This is a genomic window from Dyella sp. 01N36 (assembly GCF_056399745.1).
This window is the reverse complement of record NZ_JBFTRY010000068.1, coordinates 1-17,828: the sequence shown is the minus strand read 5'-3', so window position 1 is coordinate 17,828 and position 17,828 is coordinate 1. Positions and strand designations below refer to the sequence as shown.

14 protein-coding genes and 1 pseudogene are annotated in these 17,828 nt (G+C 64.1%); 8 read left to right on the top strand and 7 right to left on the bottom strand.

Annotation, left to right across the window (positions count from 1 at the left end):
• The 6 genes and pseudogenes from murC to lpxC form a co-directional block, all read left to right on the top strand.
• Positions 1-235: pseudogene (gene murC, locus AC1DMG_RS12385) on the top strand (UDP-N-acetylmuramate--L-alanine ligase); the annotation flags it as partial.
• Positions 232-1,167, top strand: coding sequence for a D-alanine--D-alanine ligase (locus tag AC1DMG_RS12380; RefSeq protein ID WP_441604404.1), 936 nt, complete (start codon positions 232-234; stop codon positions 1,165-1,167). The pseudogene murC and the gene AC1DMG_RS12380, both read left to right, overlap by 4 nt.
• Positions 1,164-1,901, top strand: a complete 738-nt coding sequence (locus AC1DMG_RS12375; protein WP_441604403.1) for a cell division protein FtsQ/DivIB — start codon at positions 1,164-1,166, stop codon at positions 1,899-1,901. Before AC1DMG_RS12380 ends, AC1DMG_RS12375 begins: the two co-directional genes overlap by 4 nt.
• On the top strand, positions 1,898-3,130 hold the full coding sequence (gene ftsA, locus AC1DMG_RS12370; protein ID WP_121882535.1) for a cell division protein FtsA: 1,233 nt from the start codon (positions 1,898-1,900) through the stop codon (positions 3,128-3,130). The genes AC1DMG_RS12375 and ftsA overlap by 4 nt, the downstream gene beginning before the upstream one ends.
• Positions 3,131-3,248: 118 nt before the next feature.
• The gene (ftsZ, locus tag AC1DMG_RS12365; RefSeq protein ID WP_441604402.1) at positions 3,249-4,433 is read left to right on the top strand and encodes a cell division protein FtsZ; all 1,185 of its coding nucleotides are present in this window, start codon (positions 3,249-3,251) and stop codon (positions 4,431-4,433) included.
• 461 nt (positions 4,434-4,894) lie between these two features.
• On the top strand, positions 4,895-5,809 hold the full coding sequence (lpxC, locus tag AC1DMG_RS12360) for a UDP-3-O-acyl-N-acetylglucosamine deacetylase (protein WP_046972236.1): 915 nt from the start codon (positions 4,895-4,897) through the stop codon (positions 5,807-5,809).
• A 234-nt stretch (positions 5,810-6,043) separates the two neighbouring features.
• On the opposite strand, the gene AC1DMG_RS12355 is transcribed toward lpxC, so the two are convergent.
• Complete coding sequence (locus AC1DMG_RS12355; RefSeq protein ID WP_441604401.1) at positions 6,044-6,526, bottom strand: DciA family protein; 483 nt, start codon at positions 6,524-6,526, stop codon at positions 6,044-6,046.
• A gap of 30 nt (positions 6,527-6,556) precedes the next feature.
• On the opposite strand from AC1DMG_RS12355, the gene AC1DMG_RS12350 reads away from it, so the two are divergent.
• Together AC1DMG_RS12350 and secA are read left to right on the top strand one after the other, a co-directional pair.
• Positions 6,557-7,486 carry a M23 family metallopeptidase gene (locus tag AC1DMG_RS12350; protein WP_477174979.1) on the top strand — a complete coding sequence of 310 codons (930 nt, stop codon included), beginning with the start codon at positions 6,557-6,559 and terminating at the stop codon, positions 7,484-7,486.
• A 244-nt stretch (positions 7,487-7,730) separates the two neighbouring features.
• Positions 7,731-10,466: a preprotein translocase subunit SecA gene (secA, locus tag AC1DMG_RS12345; protein WP_477180566.1), complete on the top strand. Its 2,736-nt coding sequence runs from the start codon at positions 7,731-7,733 to the stop codon at positions 10,464-10,466.
• Positions 10,467-10,609: 143 nt separating this feature from the next.
• On the opposite strand, the gene AC1DMG_RS12340 is transcribed toward secA, so the two are convergent.
• From AC1DMG_RS12340 to AC1DMG_RS12315, 6 genes are all read right to left on the bottom strand, one after another.
• Positions 10,610-11,458 carry a symmetrical bis(5'-nucleosyl)-tetraphosphatase gene (locus AC1DMG_RS12340; protein ID WP_477174978.1) on the bottom strand — a complete coding sequence of 283 codons (849 nt, stop codon included), beginning with the start codon at positions 11,456-11,458 and terminating at the stop codon, positions 10,610-10,612.
• Positions 11,458-11,841: a Co2+/Mg2+ efflux protein ApaG gene (apaG, locus tag AC1DMG_RS12335; protein ID WP_046972288.1), complete on the bottom strand. Its 384-nt coding sequence runs from the start codon at positions 11,839-11,841 to the stop codon at positions 11,458-11,460. The genes AC1DMG_RS12340 and apaG overlap by 1 nt, the downstream gene beginning before the upstream one ends.
• Before the next feature lie 87 nt (positions 11,842-11,928).
• Positions 11,929-12,714, bottom strand: a complete 786-nt coding sequence (gene rsmA / locus AC1DMG_RS12330; RefSeq protein ID WP_477180565.1) for a 16S rRNA (adenine(1518)-N(6)/adenine(1519)-N(6))-dimethyltransferase RsmA — start codon at positions 12,712-12,714, stop codon at positions 11,929-11,931.
• Complete coding sequence (gene pdxA / locus AC1DMG_RS12325; protein ID WP_477174977.1) at positions 12,711-13,721, bottom strand: 4-hydroxythreonine-4-phosphate dehydrogenase PdxA; 1,011 nt, start codon at positions 13,719-13,721, stop codon at positions 12,711-12,713. Before pdxA ends, rsmA begins: the two co-directional genes overlap by 4 nt.
• 7 nt (positions 13,722-13,728) lie before the next feature.
• Entirely contained in the window at positions 13,729-15,078 is a 1,350-nt protein-coding gene (locus AC1DMG_RS12320) for a peptidylprolyl isomerase (protein ID WP_477180564.1), read from the bottom strand.
• Positions 15,079-15,117: 39 nt separating this feature from the next.
• On the bottom strand, positions 15,118-17,592 hold the full coding sequence (locus AC1DMG_RS12315) for an LPS-assembly protein LptD (RefSeq protein ID WP_477174975.1): 2,475 nt from the start codon (positions 17,590-17,592) through the stop codon (positions 15,118-15,120).
• Positions 17,593-17,828 lie beyond the last annotated feature (236 nt).

The window sequence follows — 17,828 nt, the reverse complement described above, 5'->3', positions numbered from 1 at the left end:
AATCTACGCGGCCGGCGAAGCGCCGATCGCGGGCGCCGATGGCCGTGCCCTGGCTCGTGCCGTGCGCGCACGCGGCAAGGTCGATCCGGTGCTGATCGATCATCCGCGCGATTTCAAGGAAACGCTGCCCGCGCTGCTGCGCGACGGCGATCTGTTGCTGCTGCTCGGCGCCGGCGATATCGGCGCGGCGGCGGTGGAACTGGCCAATGCTGGCCATTTGAGGACCCACAAGTGAGCAAGACGATTACCGATCCCGCACAGTTTGGCCGCGTCGCCGTTGTCATGGGTGGCAGCTCGGCCGAGCGCGAGGTCTCGCTGGATTCCGGTCGCAACGTGCTCGCGGCGCTGCAGGCGCGCGGCGTCGATGCGCATGCCATCGACGGCATTCCGGCCCTGCTCGATGCCGTACGTGCCGGTCACTTCGCCCGCGTGTTCAATATTCTCCACGGCGGTGGCGGCGAGAACGGCGAGCTGCAGGGCGCGCTGCAGTCGCTGCGTGTGCCATTCACTGGTTCGGGCGTGCTGGGTTCCGCGCTGTCGCTGGACAAGATCCGCGCCAAGCTGGTGTGGCAGGCGATCGGACTGCCCACGCCGAAGTTCAAGGCGCTGCCGCGCGGTGCCGATGTGCATGCCGCTGCGCGCGAGATTGGTTTCCCGTTGATCGTGAAGCCCGCCTGGGAAGGCTCCAGCGTCGGCGTGACGCGCGTGTTCGACGAAAGCGGCCTCGATGCCGCCGTCGAGCTGGCGCAGAAGTATCCCGGCGACATGTTGATGGAAACGCTGATCGAAGGTGGCGAGTACACCGTCGGCGTCCTCGATCGCCAGGTGCTGGCCACGATCAACATCGTGCCCAAGGGCGAGTACTACGACTACAACGCCAAGTACATCGCKGAAGACACCCAGTACATCTGCCCGGGTCTGCGCGGCGACGACGAGCGCGAGATGCAGGAGCTGGCGCTGCGTGCGTTTGACGCGCTGGCCTGCTCGGGCTGGGGCCGCGTGGACGTGATGCGCGACAAGCAGGGCCGCAACTGGCTGCTGGAAGTGAACACCGCGCCGGGCATGACCTCGCATTCGCTGGTGCCCAAGGCGGCCGCCGTCGCCGGCATCGACTACCAGACGCTGTGCTGGCGCGTGCTGGAAACGAGCTTCCGGGAGGGCGTGTGAGGGGAACCGTCCGCCTCGTTGCCTGGGTTTTGGCCATCGCGCTCGTGGCGCTGCCGATCGTCGGCGTGCTGCGCGGATGGTTTGCGGCCAATCGTTGGCCGGTGACCCAGTTGATGGTGCAAGCCGAGTTCAAGCATGTCACCGAGGATTCGCTCCGTTCGGTGGTCATGCCGCGCCTCGGCAAAGGGTTCTTCGCGCTCGATCTCGATGGTGTACAGAAAGCCGTGGCCGCGCTGCCGTGGGTGGAGTCGGTGGAGGCGCGCAAGCGCTGGCCCGACACGTTGATCCTGCGCATCTACGAGCGCCAGCCGTTTGCGCGCTGGAACGAGAAGCAGCTGATCAGCCGCCAGGGCCTGGTGTTCGACGTGCCGGACGTGTCGGCCAACAGCGATCTGCCGGATCTGCGCGGACCGGATGCGCGCCTGGCCGAAGTGGTGAGCTTCTACGCGGAAACGCAGAAGGCCTTCGCCAATACCAAATTGAAAATCACCGGCGTCTCGCTCACCGAGCGTGGCAGCTGGAGTCTCACCACGAGCAGCGGTGCACAGATCGTCATCGGCGATCGCGAGCAGGCGGGCCGTCGCCTGCGCCGTTTCCTCGATGTCTACCCACAACTGATGGCGGGCCACTCCGAGGGCTTCGCCTATGCCGATCTTCGATACACCAATGGATTTGCCGTTCGATGGCCGCCCCAGGCGAACACCGTGAACGCTGGAGGCTCACCCCGCACATGAAGACCAAGAACGACAAGCAGCTAGTCGTCGGCCTCGACATCGGCACCTCGAAAGTGGTGGCGATCGTGGGCGAGTACGAGCCTGGCGAACCGATCGAAGTGATCGGCATCGGCACGCACGTGTCGCGCGGCATGAAGCGCGGCTCGGTGGTGGATATCGAATCGACCGTGCACTCCATCCAGCGCGCGGTGGAAGAGGCCGAGCTGATGGCAGGCTGCGATATCCGCTCGGTCTACGCCTCGATCTCCGGCAGCCACCTGGAAACCAAGAACTCGCACGGCACCGCGCCGATCCGCGATCGCGAAGTGACCCCGGGCGACCTGGAGCAAGTGCTCGAAGCCGCCAGCGCCGTGGCGATCCCGGCGGACCGCAAGGTCCTCTATAAGGAGTCGCAGGAATATCGCATCGACGGCCAGGATGGCATCCGCTCGCCGGTCGGCATGAGCGGCGTGCGCCTGGAAGCGAGCGTGCACTTGGTCACCGGCGCTGCCGCGGCGGTGCAGAACATCAGCAAATGCATCCAGCGCTGCGGTCTCACGGTGGACGAGCTGGTCCCGTCGGCGGTCGCCAGTGCCAAGTCGGTGCTGACGGATGACGAACGCGAGCTGGGCGTGTGCCTGGTCGACATCGGCGCCGGCACCACTGACATCGCCATCTATACACAGGGCGCGATCCGTTACACCAAGTCGCTGCCGGTGGGCGGCGACCAGGTGACCAACGACATCGCCTATGGCGTGCATACGCCGACCGCGCATGCCGAAGAGATCAAGATCAAGTACGCCTGCGCGCTGGCGCAGCTGGCGCATGCCGAGGAAACCATCCAGGTGCCGAGCGTGGGCGATCGTCCGCCGCGCCGTCTCGCACGCCAGTCGCTGGCCCAGTCGGTGCAGGCGCGCTACGAGGAAATCTTCGAGATGGTGCAGGACGAGCTGCGCCGCTCCGGCTACGAAAGCCTGGTGGCGGCCGGCGTGGTGCTCACCGGCGGCGCGTCGCGCATGGAAGGTGCGCTCGAGCTGGCCGAGGAGATCTTCCACAAGATGGTGCGCATCGGCGTGCCGCAGCACGTGAGCGGCCTGGGCGAGGTCGTCGCCAATCCGCTGCATTCCACCGGCGTGGGCCTGCTGTTGCATGGCTCGCGCTCGGGCGGCATGCGCGTCAGCGGACCCAGCGGCGGCAGCGTGGGCGGCCTGGTGGACAAGTTGCGCGGTTGGATTACCAAGAATTTTTGATTTGGGCAGGGCATGAGGCCTGGCCCAGGACGAATGGATGTTCGTCCGCCACCTCGGGGCGACAGGAATGTCAGCACCCGCGGTTACAACGACAACGATGCTCTACGGAGGACGGGAAATGTTTGAACTCATCGAAAAACTCGCACCCAATGCAGTAATCAAGGTCATCGGCGTGGGCGGCGGCGGCGGAAATGCCGTGGCACACATGCTTAATGCAAACATCGAAGGCGTCGAGTTCGTCGTCGCCAATACCGATTCGCAGGCCATGAAGAGCTGCGGCTCGCGTACGCACCTGCAGCTGGGCGCCAATGTCACCAAGGGACTGGGTGCCGGCGCCAATCCGGAAGTGGGCCGCCAGGCCGCACTGGAAGACCGCGAGCGCATCGAGGAAATGCTCGAAGGCGCGGACATGGTGTTCATTACCGCCGGCATGGGTGGTGGTACCGGCACGGGCGCCGCCCCGGTCGTGGCCCAGCTCGCCAAGGAAAAGGGCATCCTCACCGTCGCGGTGGTTACCAAGCCGTTCCCGTTCGAAGGTCGCCGCCGCATGCAGGTCGCCGCCAAGGGCATCGAGGATCTGTCGCAGCACGTCGACTCGCTGATCACCGTGCCGAACGAGAAGCTGCTGTCGGTGCTCGGTCGCGAAGTGACGCTGCTTAATGCGTTCAAGGCCGCCAACGACGTGCTGCTGGGCGCCGTGCAGGGCATCGCCGACCTGATCACCGCCCCGGGCCTGATCAACGTCGACTTTGCCGACGTGCGTACCGTGATGTCCGAGATGGGCATGGCGATGATGGGTTCGGGCACCGCCCGTGGCGACGACCGCGCCCAGGCTGCCGCCGAGGCCGCCATCAACAACCCGCTGCTGGAAGACGTCAATCTCAACGGCGCCTGCGGCATCCTGGTCAACGTCACGGCCGGTCCCAACCTGACCATGCGCGAATTTGACGAGATCGGTCGCATCATCCATGACTTCGCCAGCGAAGACGCCACCGTGGTGATGGGCACCTCGCTCGATGCGGAAATGCAGGACGACGTGCGCGTCACGGTCGTGGCCACCGGCCTCAACCGCGCCACCGCCGCCCGTCAGCCGCAGCGCCCGGTGATTGCCCAGCAGGTGGAGATGCGCCAGCGTCCGCGTCCTGTCGTGCTGCGTACCGGCACCGGCAACGAAGTGGTCGACTACGCCCAGCCGGAGGTCACCACCACCAGCCGCGTCGAGACCGGTGGCCCGGCCAAGAGCGCCGACCCCAGCTTCGATTACCTGGACATTCCGGCGTTCCTGCGTCGTCAGGCGGACTGAACAAGCTGACTGGGCAAATAATTTGAAGAAAAATTGAACAAATCGCCGGTTTCACTTGTCAGTAACGAATCGCGCATGGGATCCGCCTCGGCGGAACCCTTGCCCGAGTCCGCTTTTCCGCCCTTCGGGGCGGGAGGTGGCTTGACTGACGGCGTTCCGGTGCTCGTTCTTGAGTAGTAGGGCCATGCCTCACGGATGAGCATGACCGGCCAGGATGGATTCCTGGCTTGGTCCGACGCCCCGAAACCGGATCCCGTCCCGGTTCGGGGCGTTGCGCTTCAGTTAAGTCATTGAAAGTACTTGGATAAGTGCTGCGCACCCCACGAACGGAAATCGTTCGTGAATGAAAGGAGCATGAAAGGGTGAACAGTGTGTGTGGCGCGGATCGCCTTTTCACAGGTTAAGACTGTGTTAGCATCCGTTCCCTAAATTGGCTGCTGCCCCTTACAGGTACCAAAAAAATGATCAAGCAGCGTACGCTCAAGAACATCATTCGCGCCACCGGCGTCGGTCTGCATACCGGCGACAAGGTGTATATGACGCTTCGCCCCGCTGCCCCCAATACGGGCATCGTGTTCCGCCGTACCGATCTCAATCCGCCGGTCGAAATCTACGCACGCCCCGACAACGTCGGCGACACGCGTCTTTCGACCACGCTCGTCAATGGCGAAGTCCGCGTTTCGACGGTGGAGCATCTGCTCTCGGCGATGGCGGGCCTCGGCATCGACAATGCCTATGTCGACCTGTCCGCTCCGGAAGTGCCGATCATGGACGGCAGCGCCGGTCCCTTCGTGTTCCTGCTGCAGTCGGCCGGCATCGAAGAGCAGAACGTCGCCAAGCGCTTTATCCGCATCAAGAAGCCGATCAAGGTGCAGGACGGCGACAAGTGGGCGAGCTTTGAGCCGTTCGAAGGCTTCAAGGTCGGTTTCTCGATCGAGTTCAACCACCCGATCATCAGCAAGCGCACCTCGCGTGCCGAAATCGATTTCTCCACCACCTCTTTCGTGAAGGAAGTGAGCCGCGCTCGCACCTTCGGTTTCATGCGCGACATCGAAATGCTGCGCGAACACAACCTCGCGCTCGGCGGCTCGATGGACAACGCCGTGGTGCTCGACGACTACCGCGTGCTCAACGAAGACGGCCTGCGTTACGAGGACGAGTTCGTCAAGCACAAGATCCTCGACGCGATCGGCGATCTCTACCTGCTCGGCCACAGCCTGGTCGGCGCCTACTACGCCCACAAGTCGGGCCACGAGCTCAACAACAAGCTCCTGCGCACCCTGATGGCCGACGCCACGGCCTGGGAAGAGGTCAGCTTCGCGGACGATCCGGCCACCTCGCCGATCTCCTACGCCCACCCGGCACAGGCGATCTGATCGCCTCGCGATCGGCTAAGTCCCCGACAAACCTGAACAAACTGAACGGCCGCGTCCCAGGGACGCGGCCGTTCGTTTTGTGATATACCTCGCGCCTTCTATTGGCAGCTGTTCACGTACTGATGACATCAGGGTCTATCGGGTCCGTGGGGGCGTGGTATAAACCCATGAGCACCGACCCCAGGGCCGGTGCCTGGGAAGTGCGTCAATGGAGTAGCAAGCCGGAACCCGGCGTCAGGGGGTTTCGTCGGATCGGGAATCAGAAACTTCGGCGATGGACGCCAACTCGAGGAACAGTTCCCGCAATTCGGGGTCTGTGGTTGAGGCTGCGGCGGCTCTCAAGTGAGAGGCCGCAGCTGGCGAAAGCGGTTTTGACCGATCCGGCACGATTTCTGTCGGTGGTTGGGGGGCCACTTTCACGGTGACTGAACTGGCGTACGTGCCTACGGCACGTGCGGTCGAGAGGATTTGCGCCTGGAGCAGGCGCAGCCTGGCGGCCAGAGCCGGCGAGGGAGCCAGAAAAACGAGGCGTCCGTCTTTCAGGTTGGCGAAGCGAACCTGTTCGCGGAGTGGTGACGGTAACGTCTGGCGCAGTGCACGATCCAAGGCATCAAGCTCACGGGCTTTGCGGGCCAGTGAGGCAATCGGGCCGTAATCGGTAATGGCTTTGAGGCCGGAACCGGAGCGGCGATAAGGCTTTGAGTCATCGCGCTGCATGGATGCCGACATCTTCTGACGTAGAACAATATGCAAATCATACTTGTGTCCCGCACCAAAAAGGTGCCGAAAACCTGGAACCTCGCCGATCGACGCCTGCGCTGGCGCCTGTTTGCGGTGGCTGCCGCTGGCGTACTCGCCTGTGCGGGTCTGGGTGGCGCCGTGGCCATGGCGGTGGCCAGTCCGCATGACCGGGCGCTGGCGGAAATTCGCCGCCTTCGGCAACAGGTGCAGCAGCAGAACGCGCAGCTGGGCGGGGTACGCAAGGACGCTCAGCGCGATATCGACGCGCTGGCGGTCAAGCTGGGCCAGTTGCAGGCGCAGTCCACCCGTTTGAATGCCCTGGGCGAGCGCCTGACCCAGGTCGGCAAGCTGGACGATGGCGAATTCAATTTCGACGAGCAGCCGGCGGTCGGCGGTGAGGAAGACAGCGCGGACAGCGGTTACTCGTTGCCGCAGAACCTGGACATCAGCATCAACCAGCTGGCCAGTCAGTTCGACAGCCAGCAGGCGCAGCTTTCGGCCCTGCAGAGTCTGCTGCTGGACGCAAAGATCGAGTCCAATCTCAAGCCCACCGGGATGCCGGTCGAAGGCTATATCTCCTCTTATTTCGGTGGTCGCCCGGACCCGTTCAGCGGTCATAGCGCCTACCACACGGGTCTGGACATCTCGGCGCCCAAGGGCACGCCGGTCCACGCGGTGGCCGAGGGCATGGTCACCTACGCCGGCGAGCGCACGGGTTACGGTGAGGTCATCGAGATCGACCACGGCAATGGCTACATGACCCGCTACGCCCACAACAGCAGGCTGGAGGTCAGCCCGGGCCAGCGCGTCCACGTTGGCGACGTGGTCTCCGAGGCCGGTTCCACCGGTCGTTCCACCGGTTCCCATGTGCATTTCGAGGTCTGGTACAAGGGCCGCGTGGTCAATCCGCTGGCCTTTGTGAAGAACCATCGCTGAGCGCGCCCATAAGGGTGGCTGAGGCCGCCCTTGAAAGCTTTCTGGCGTGCCGCCACTCCATGAACGGGACGATGATCGGGGGAGTCTGCGGCGTACCCGCAAGGGAATGCTGTGTCTCGGTGCCGGCCGATGCCTGTAGTGACGCGCCGTTTGGGATAGCCCGCCGACCCTAGTATCATCAATCCTTTCGTCCTGCCTGGATTTGCCCGGCAGGCCGTTCATGAATCTTAGATCCGGAAGATCGATGCTCAATCGTGCCCTGACGAGCCTTTTTGGCAGCCGCAACGAACGTGTGCTGCGCCAGCTCTCCAAAAATGTTGCGCGCATCAATGCGTTGGAACCCGAGTTCGAGAAGCTGAGCGACGAGGCGCTGCGCGCCAAGACGGACGAGTTCAAGCAGCGCGTCGCCGGCGGCGAGGCGCTGGACAAGCTGCTGCCGGAAGCCTTTGCCGTTGTGCGTGAGGGCGCCAAGCGCGTGCTCGGCATGCGCCACTACGACGTGCAGCTGATCGGCGGCATGGTGCTGCATTCGGGTCGGATCGCCGAAATGCGCACGGGCGAGGGCAAGACCCTGGTCGGTACGCTGCCGGTCTACCTCAACGCCCTCGAAGGCAAGGGCGTGCACGTCGTCACCGTGAACGACTACCTCGCTCGCCGCGACTCGGCGCAGATGGGCAAGCTGTACGGCTTCCTCGGACTGAGCACGGGCGTGGTGTGGCCGGGCATGGATCACTCCGACAAGCACGTGGCTTATTCGGCCGACATCACCTACGGCACCAACAACGAATTCGGTTTCGACTACCTGCGCGACAACATGGCGCTCAGCAAGGACCAGCGCTACCAGCGCGGCCTGCACTACGCCATCGTCGACGAAGTCGACTCCATCCTGATCGACGAAGCGCGCACGCCGCTGATTATTTCCGGCCCGGCCGAAGATTCCCCGCAGCTGTATCTGGCGGTGAACAAGATCGTGCCGAAGATGATCCGCCAGGAGAAGGAAGACACCGCCGGCGATTATTTCGTCGACGAAAAGCAGAAGCAGGTGCATCTGTCCGAAGAGGGCATGTCGCACGCTGACGAACTGCTGCGCCAGGCCGGCGTGATCGACGCGGACAGCGGCCTGTACGATTCGAAGAACCTGGCCGTCGTGCATCACTTGAATGCCGCGTTGCGCGCCAATGCGATCTATCACCGCGACGTCGACTACATCGTGCGCGATGGCGAAGTGATCATCGTCGATGAGTTCACTGGCCGTACGCTGGCGGGCCGTCGCTGGTCCGATGGCCTGCACCAGGCGGTGGAAGCGAAGGAAGGCGTGCCGATCCAGCGCGAGAACCAGACGCTCGCCACGATCACCTTCCAGAACCTGTTCCGCATGTACAAGAAGCTGGCCGGCATGACCGGTACGGCCGATACGGAAGCCTACGAATTCCAGCAGATCTACGGCCTGGAAGTGGTGGTGATCCCCACCCACAAGCCGATGATCCGCCAGGACAACGCCGACATGGTCTTCCTTGGCCAGCAGGCCAAGTACCGCGCGGTGATCGAGGACATCAAGGATTGCCACAAGCGCGGACAGCCGGTGCTGGTAGGCACCACCTCGATCGAAGTGTCCGAGTTGCTGTCGGACCTGCTGCGCAAGGAAAAGATCGCGCACGAGGTGCTCAACGCCAAGCAGCATGAGCGCGAAGCGCACATCGTGGCGCAGGCCGGTGCGCCGGGTTCCGTCACCATCGCCACCAACATGGCCGGTCGCGGTACCGACATCGTGCTGGGCGGCAGCCTGGAAGCGGCGCTTGCGCTGCTGCCGGAAGACGCCAGCGACGCCGACCGCACCAAGGCCAAGGCCGAGTGGAAGAAGCTGCACGAGAAGGTGCTCGCTGCCGGTGGCCTGCACATCGTGGGTACCGAGCGTCACGAATCGCGTCGTATCGACAACCAGTTGCGCGGTCGTTCGGGCCGTCAGGGCGATCCGGGTTCATCGCGCTTCTACCTGTCGCTGGAAGACAACCTGCTGCGCATCTTCGCGGGCGACTGGGTCGGTCGCTGGATGCGCATGTTCGGCATGAAGGAAGAAGATGCGCTGGAAGACCGCATGGTCAGCCGCCAGATCGAAAAGGCGCAGCGCAAGGTCGAGCAGCACAACTTCGACATCCGCAAGCACCTGCTGGAGTWCGACGACGTYGCCAACGACCAGCGCAAGGTGATCTACGCCCAGCGCGACGAACTGCTGGTGGTGGACGATGTGTCCGACACGATCGCCGACATCCGCGACGATGTGGTGACCGAACTGGTGCGTCGCCACGTGCCGGCCGACAGCATCGACGAGCAGTGGGATATCGCAGGTCTGGATCGCGAGCTGGAAAGCGAGTTCGGCCTGTCGATCGATCTGAAGGCCTGGATCGATCAGCAGCATGAGATCGACGACAAGATGATCCTGGAGCACGTGCGCCAGGCGGTCGAGCAGCTGTTCAAGGCCAAGGAACAGCAGACCGGCGTGGAGACCATGCGCCAGCTTGAAAAGCACATCATGCTGAGCGTGGTGGACAACGCCTGGAAGGAACACCTGGCGAGCATGGATTACCTGCGTCAAGGCATCTATCTGCGCGGCTATGCGCAGAAGCAGCCCAAGCAGGAGTTCAAGCGCGAATCGTTCGAGCTGTTCTCCAGCATGCTCGACCGCATCAAGGCAGAAGTGGTGCAGATGCTGGCGCGCGTGCGCGTGCGCAGCGAGGAAGAAGTCGCCGCGATGGAAGCCGAGCAGCAGCGCCTGGCCGACCGCCTGCAACGCCAGATGCTGGCGAGCGGTGGTGGTGCGCCGGTGGGTGCGCTGGGCATGGATGCCGAGGCGGTGGCCGCCGGCAGCATGGCCGCGCCGGCCCGTACGTCCGATCAGGACGGGCCGCGCGTCGGCCGCAATGATCCTTGCCCCTGCGGCTCTGGCAAGAAGTACAAGCATTGCCACGGTCAGCTCAGCTGATAAACAAAAACCCCGCGAAAGCGGGGTTTTTTCTGCTCAGGATTGTCTTGCTTGTCTGTGGGAGCGCACCCTGTGCGCGACAGCCAACGGAGCAATGAACATCACGACGCCGCAGTCGCGCACAGGGTGCGCTCCCGCAACGCTCAATCCCCGTCAGGAACCTTCTTTCGATAAGGCTCGGCATTGACGGTGATGTATTGCGGTTCTTCGGTGTCCAGGCGCATCGCCGTGAGCTGTCCGCCCCAGACGCAACCCGTATCGATCGCGTAGATGCCGATGCCCGCGAAACGGCCCAGCGCCGACCAGTGGCCGCAGACGATGCGCGTCTCGCGCCGGCGCATGCCGGGCACTTCGAACCACGGATACATGCCGGGCTTTTGCGTGCCGGGCACACCTTTGCTTTCGAAGTCGATGCGGCCCTGGATGTCGCAGTAACGCATGCGCGTGAGCGTATTGATCGATGCGCGCATGCGTTCGACGCCTTGCAGGCGGCTGTTCCATGCGGCGGGGCGATTGCCGAACAGATTCTTCAGCAGGCGCGGATGGCGCGGGCCACCCAGTTCGCGCTCGATCTCCTGCGCCGAGCGCTGGGCTTGGCGTAGCGTCCACATGGGCGCCAGGCCCGCATGCACCATCGTCCAGTTGAGCTGCTCGTCGTGATGCAGCAGTTTCTGCGAGCGCAGCCATTCCAGCAGCACCGGCGCGTCGTCGGCAAACAGCACTTCGCGCAGTTCCGGATTCACCTTGGACTGCGCTTCAGGGCGGCGCTGGCCGATCGCCAGCAGGCTGAGATCGTGGTTGCCGAGTGTGACGACCGATTGCTCGCGCAGGCTGTGGATCAGCCGCAGCGTCTGCAGCGACTGTCCGCCGCGATTGACCAGGTCGCCGCAAAACCACAGTTTGTCCACCGAGGGATCGAAGCGGATCTTGTCGAGCAGGCGTACAAGTTCGGGATGACAGCCCTGCACGTCACCGATTGCGTACGTAGCCATCAGTGCAGGGTACGTGGAATCGACAGGGTGAACGGCGGGATCGCCGCTTCGAAGTGGGTGCCGTCATCGGCCAGCATTTGATAGCTGCCCTGCATGATGCCCACCGAGGTCTCCAGTACCGCGCCCGAGGTGTATTCGTATTCGTCGCCGGGACGGATCCACGGCTGCTCGCCCACCACGCCTTCACCCGTGACTTCTTCGACCTTGCCATTGGCGTCGGTGATGACCCAGTGACGCGTCAACAGGCGCGCGGCGATATCGCCAGCGTTGTGCAGGGTGATCGTGTAGGCGAAAACGTAGCGGTTGTCGCCGGGACGAGATTGGTCGGGGACAAAGCGGGGTTCGACCTGCACGTCGATCGTGTAGGAAGATCTTTCATTCATGGCCCGATTGTACGGGTTGTCGGGGCGCATGGGTAAAGCTGCAGGCCACTCGATGGCATCGGGGGCCATCGAGCGACGGGTCGCGTATCAACCGTGCGGAACACGGGCGAGACGGACGTAGTCCTGGGGTGAAAGTGTTTCGGCGCGGGCCTTGGGGTCCACGTCGGCGGCCATGATGGCGCTGGAGTCCATCACGTTCTTCAGGGCATTGTTCAGCGTTTTGCGGCGCTGCGCGAAAGCGGCCTTCACAATGGCATGAATGCGCTCGGGATCGGCATCGGGCAACTGATCGGGACCCAGCGGCACCAGTCGCACCACGGCCGAGTCCACCTTCGGCGGCGGCCGGAAGGCGCCCGGCGGCACCACGAACAGCGGCTCGACGCGGCAGACCAGCTGCAACATCACGGACAGACGTCCATAGACTTTGCTGCCGGGTTCCGCGGCCATGCGATCGACCACTTCCTTCTGCAGCATGAAGTGCATGTCCTGGATCGCGGCGGCGTGCTCCACGCAATGGAACAGGATGGGGCTGGAGATGTAGTACGGCAGGTTGCCGGCAACGCGCAGCCGTTCCACGCCATGGCGATGGGCAAGCGCGGTGATGTCCACCTTCAGCACGTCCGAATGGATGATGCTGAGCTCGCCGACGCTGGCGGCACGCGCCTGCAGGCCGGGGATCAGATCCGTATCCAGCTCGATCGCGGTGAGCTTGCCGGCCGCCGCGAGCAGCGGCAGCGTGAGCGCGCCCTCACCGGGGCCGATCTCCACCACGAAATCATCCGCACGCGGCGAGATGGCGCTGACGATGCGCTCGATATAGCGCTTCTCGTGCAGGAAGTGCTGGCCGAAACTTTTCTTGGGGCGGGCGTTCATGCTTGTCCTTGCGCGATGTCGCGGCGTCGTGCCACGAGCTCAAGCGCCATCTTTGTTGCTGCAATAAGGCTGGCCGGATCCGCGCGACCGGTGCCGGCCAGATCAAGCGCCGTGCCATGGTCGACGGAGGTGCGGATAAAAGGCAGGCCAAGCGTGAGGTTCACCGTGCGGTCGAACGCTTCGCTCTTGAGCACCGGCAGCGCCTGGTCGTGATACATCGCCAGCACCGCGTCGTAGCGCCCGCGCAGCGCCGGCACAAAGGCGGTATCGGCGGGCAGCGGGCCCAGCAGCTGCATGCCTTCGGCGCGCAGCGCTTCAAGCGTGGGGATGATGGTGTCCAGTTCCTCGCGACCGAGGTGACCGCCTTCGCCGGCATGCGGATTGAGTCCAAGCACGGCGATGCGCGGCTCGGCCAGGCCGAACTTTTCACGCAGCTCGCGATGCACGATGCGCAGCACGCGCACCAGCGCCTCACTGGTGATCGCGGCGGGTACGGCCGACAGCGGCAGATGCGTGGTGGCCAGCGACACCCGCAGCTCCGGGCTGGCCAGCATCATGACTACCTCGGCGCCCGCGCGTTCGGCGAAGAATTCGGTGTGGCCGCTGAAGGGTATGCCGGCTTCGTTGATCGAGGCCTTCTGGAGCGGCGCGGTGACGATGGCGGCGTAGCGACCCTGCAGGCAGCCATCGGCCGCCTCAGCCAAGGTGGCGAGCACGTGCTGCGCATTGGCAGGATCGGGCGTGCCCGGTGTCTCGGTGGCGCCGAGCGCGATGTGGTGGACGCGCAATTGGCCGGGCTGGCGCTCGACGATGTCGCTGCCGTCGTCGTCGATCAGCTCGACCGTTTGCCCGCAGCGCCGGGCTGCGCGTTCAAGCAGGCCGCGATCGGTCACCGCAACGAAATTGGCCGCCAGCGGAGTGGCGGCCAATCGGATGACAAGCTCGGGACCGATCCCCGCTGGCTCACCTGCGGTGATGGCCAGTCGGGGCAGGGTCTGGGTCTTCAATGCGACCTCAGGACGACTTTTCGGGCTGCGGCGCGTTGGGGTCACGCAGCTCGGGCACCAGGATGTTCACATAGGCGCCGGAACGCATGTCGCGCAGGTAATCCTCATAGGCCTGCTCGGCCTTGCGGTTGCCGATCGCCTGGCGTGCCTGGTTGCGCGACAACTCATCGGTACGGTCGCTCTGGCGGGTGCCCAGGCGCTCGAGGATGTGCCAGCCCGCTTCGCTCTGGAACGGCGGGGACACCTGATTGTCCTTCAGCTCGCCCAGGTGCTGGGCAATGGTCGAGCCCCAGTCGTTCTGCATGAACCAGCCCATGTCGCCGCCATTGTTGGCGGTGGTGTCGTCCTTGGAGTTTTCCTTCGCCAGCTTGGCGAAGTCTTCATGCTTGTTGACCAGGCGGCTGTAGATGTCCTCGGCCTTCTGGTGAGCCTGTTCGGCGGTCAGCAGTTCGCTGGGACGGATCAGGATSTGGCGGGCGTGGTATTCCTGCACCACCTGGCGGCTCGGCGCACGCTGCTCAATGAGCTTGAGAATGTGGAAGCCGGTGGGGCCGCGCATGGCCGGCGAGACATCGCCCGCCTTCATGTTGCCGACCGCATCGGCAAAAGCCGGCGGGATCTCGTCCATGCGGCGAAAGCCCAGGTCGCCGCCATCGAGCGCGTCCTGTGCATCGGAATAGCGGATGGCTGCAGCGTGGAAATCCATGCCGCCCTTGATGGCTTCGACGGCCTGGTTGGCCTTGTCCTGAGCTGCCTTGATGTCGGCGGCGGTGGCGCCGGCCGGCAGGCTCACCTGGATGTGAGCCAGGTGGACCTCACCCGCCTTGTAGGACGGACTGGCCAGCATGTTGTTGATTTCGCTGTCGGTAATGCTCACCTGGTCGCGCACCACGCTGTCATGCAGGCGCTGGGCGACGAGCTGGTCGGACAGCTGGCGGCGGAAGGCGGCAAAGCTGTTGCCGTCCGCTTCCACGGCGGCGCGCAGCTGCTCCGGCGTCATTTTGTTCTGCTGCGCCACGGCGTTCACGGCCTGGTCGACGTCCGCATCGGAGACGCGGATGCCCTGGTCGTCGGCGCGCTGCACCTGCAGCTTCATCAGGATCAGACGGTCAAGCACCTGGCGGCGCAGCACGTCGATCGGCGGCAACTGGCCGGGATTGCTGGCGTACTGCTGCTGGACCGAACGGACGGCCTCGTTCAGCTCGCTCTGCAGGATCACGCCCTCGTCCACCACCGCCACGATACGGTCGAGCGGCTGCTTGCCCTGGCCTGCGGCCTGGGGCAGCAGCTGGGCATGGGCGGGCAGGGCGGTCGCGGTGGCGACCGCGAGCAGGAACAACGCGAGAGGCTGCTTCATCAGTACGGGGCCTTCGATCGCCGTGGGCGATAGGGGAAGTTATTGATAACCAAGAATACCATTGCGGATGGCGTTTTCCGACTGGCCGGTGAAGCCGCCCATGCCCTTGAACTCCACCTCGAACATGATCGCCGTGTTGGCCGAGCCAAGCGTGGTGGTGTAGTCGTAGGTATTGACGTAATGGCGGCCGACCAGGCGCAGGGCCACGCAGCAGCTGTCGTACTCCACGCCGGCCAGGGCCTCCACGGTCTTCTTGTCGAGCACCGAGTAGGTCCAGTGGCCGATCAGGCGCCAGCGGTCGGAGACGGGATAGACAATCGAAGCGTCGTATTGTTCCAGCAGGGGCAGTTCCGTGCCGGGGGTGCGACGGTAGCGGTAGGAGAAATTGAGGATGCCGTCGGTCTTGATGCGCTTTTGCAGCGTGATGGCGCCCAGGTCCGTGAGATCCAGATTCGGGTTCCACTGGTACTGCGACATCAACTTCCAGTCGTCATTGAGCTGGGTGGTGAGGTCGATGATGTAGTCGGAGCCGGACCAGTTGGTGGGTGCCGGAGCCGTGTTGTTGGTGGTGGGGATCTGCACCCGCTGCTGGGTGAAATAGCGGATCTGGCCGAAGCTCGCCGACAGGCGCTCCACGCCGTTGTCGTCCAGCAAGCGCGAGGTCAACATGGCGCTGAGATTGTTCGCGTTCTCCTGGCGGTCGGCGCCGGAGAAGGTGTTGGGCGTGAACAGCTCCCAGGTATCGAACGACATCAGGTTGGTGTCGAACAACGGCAGGTTGTTCTGGTTGCGGTACGGCACGTAGAGGTAATACAGGCGCGGCTCAAGCGTCTGCGTGTAGCCCGTGCCGAACAGCGACGTGCTGCGATCGAACACCAGGCCGCTGTCCACGCTCACGATGGGCAGTGAGCGGCTTGGCGAGTTGCTGGTGAACGGCGACGTCGTGCCGGAACTGAGTAGACCGTAATAACCGTATTGCTGCGTGTTGCCGGTGAGGTCGTAGCCCGTGTAGCGATATGCGACCCTGGGCTTTACGAACCAGGCTGCACCGCGGAAATCGGCCTGAATGTACGGATAGAGATCCAGGCGGTTGCCCTCGACGGAGTCTTCCTTGCGGAAGGCGACCGCTTCGGTATTGGCGCCCACGTCCAACCAGCGGTTGATCGGGTAGTCGACGTTGAAGGTCGCGCGCGGCCAGCGCTTGTACTGCACTGACGTGTCCGGCAGCGAGTAGTCGGCATTCTGGTAGTAGTCCGCGCCGAAGCTGGCGTTCCAGAACGCTGCGCCCCACTTGCCCGCGCCGTTGATATACGTCGACGAAGTCAGCTGGCTGGTCGTGGTCGTATAGAAGTCGTTGCCGAAGTCGCGCAGATAGTTGCGGTCCGAGGCCAGGTTGATGCCTGCGTTGAGCGACCACGGTCCGTACAGATGGGTGGAGTCGTAAAGCTTCAGCAACCAGCGATCGGTGCCCTTGGTGTTTTCCGTGCTGTCGGGATCGTTCGCGCCGTTGTCATGCGGCAGGAACTCCAGGTTCACCTGGCCCGTGCTGCCCGGTACGAGATAGCGAAACTCGCTCGCCAGCATCACGCCGCGATCGGTGTAGATGCGCGGGTCGAGCGTGGCGTCGTAGTTCGGCGCGAGGTTCAGGTAATACGGCGCGCTGATCATGAAACCCGAGCGGCTGGAGTTGCCGACGGTCGGGGTCAGGAAGCCGCTCTTGCGATCATCGTTGATCGGGAAGGTGAACGTGGGCAGCCAGAAGAACGGCACGTTGTACAAGTACATGGTGGCGTCGTGCGCCACGCCTTCGCCGGTTTCCTTGTCCATGCGGATGTCCTTCGCATGGATTTCCCACACGTGGTTGCCCACGTCGCAGGTGGAATAGGTGGCGTTGAAATAACGGCTGCGCTGGTCGTCCAGCATCTGGCCCTGGGTGGCCACGCCGTTGCCGCGATTGGTCAGCATCTGGTAGCTGACGTTGTCCGCGATCGACGTGCTCGCATCCTGGTTGCCGCGCATATGGTCGGACGACACCAGCTGGCCAACTTCTTGATAGCGCACGTTGCCGCGCGCGTCGTAGTCGGTGGTGTCGTCGCTGTAGTCGGCGACGTCGGCCTGCATGCGCTGGTCGGCGCGGTCCATTTTCACGTCGCCTTCCAGGTGATAGACGCTCTGGTTGGAGCTGTCCACGCGCTGGGCGGCGACATAGGTATTGGAGGTCTCGCGGACCGAGCTGTCCTTGCTCATGGTCGGGTCGTAGAACGACAGCATCGCGTTGGGGCGACACATGTTGTAGTTCAGCGGCCGCGTCGGGCAGCGGAACGCGCCCAGCGGGCAGTTCGACGCCGCCGGCGGCGCCACGCTCGGCGTGGTGGGGGCGCTGGGCTGGCTGGGTGCGGGTTGCGCTTCGGCTGCCGACTGGGCCTCAACCGGGCCACCGAACAAGGCAAGGGCAGCGGCGACCGCCAGCAGGCGGCGAGGGGGCAGGTGGCGCGGAGGCAGCTTGGGCGTCACGATGGCAGTCTGTCGGCTGTGAGGCTCGTAAAACTAGCAGAAAGGCCTCGTGGACGGCAGTTGGATAGCGCACGCCGGGAGAAGGATTCAGCATGAGCGAGCAGAAAACGGGCAAGAGCGACGACCAATGGCGTGCCGAGTTGACGCCGCAGCAATATGCGGTGTGCCGGTGTTCCGCCACCGAGCCGCCCTTCAGCGGCAAGTGGTACCGGCACAAGATCGCAGGCACCTACGTC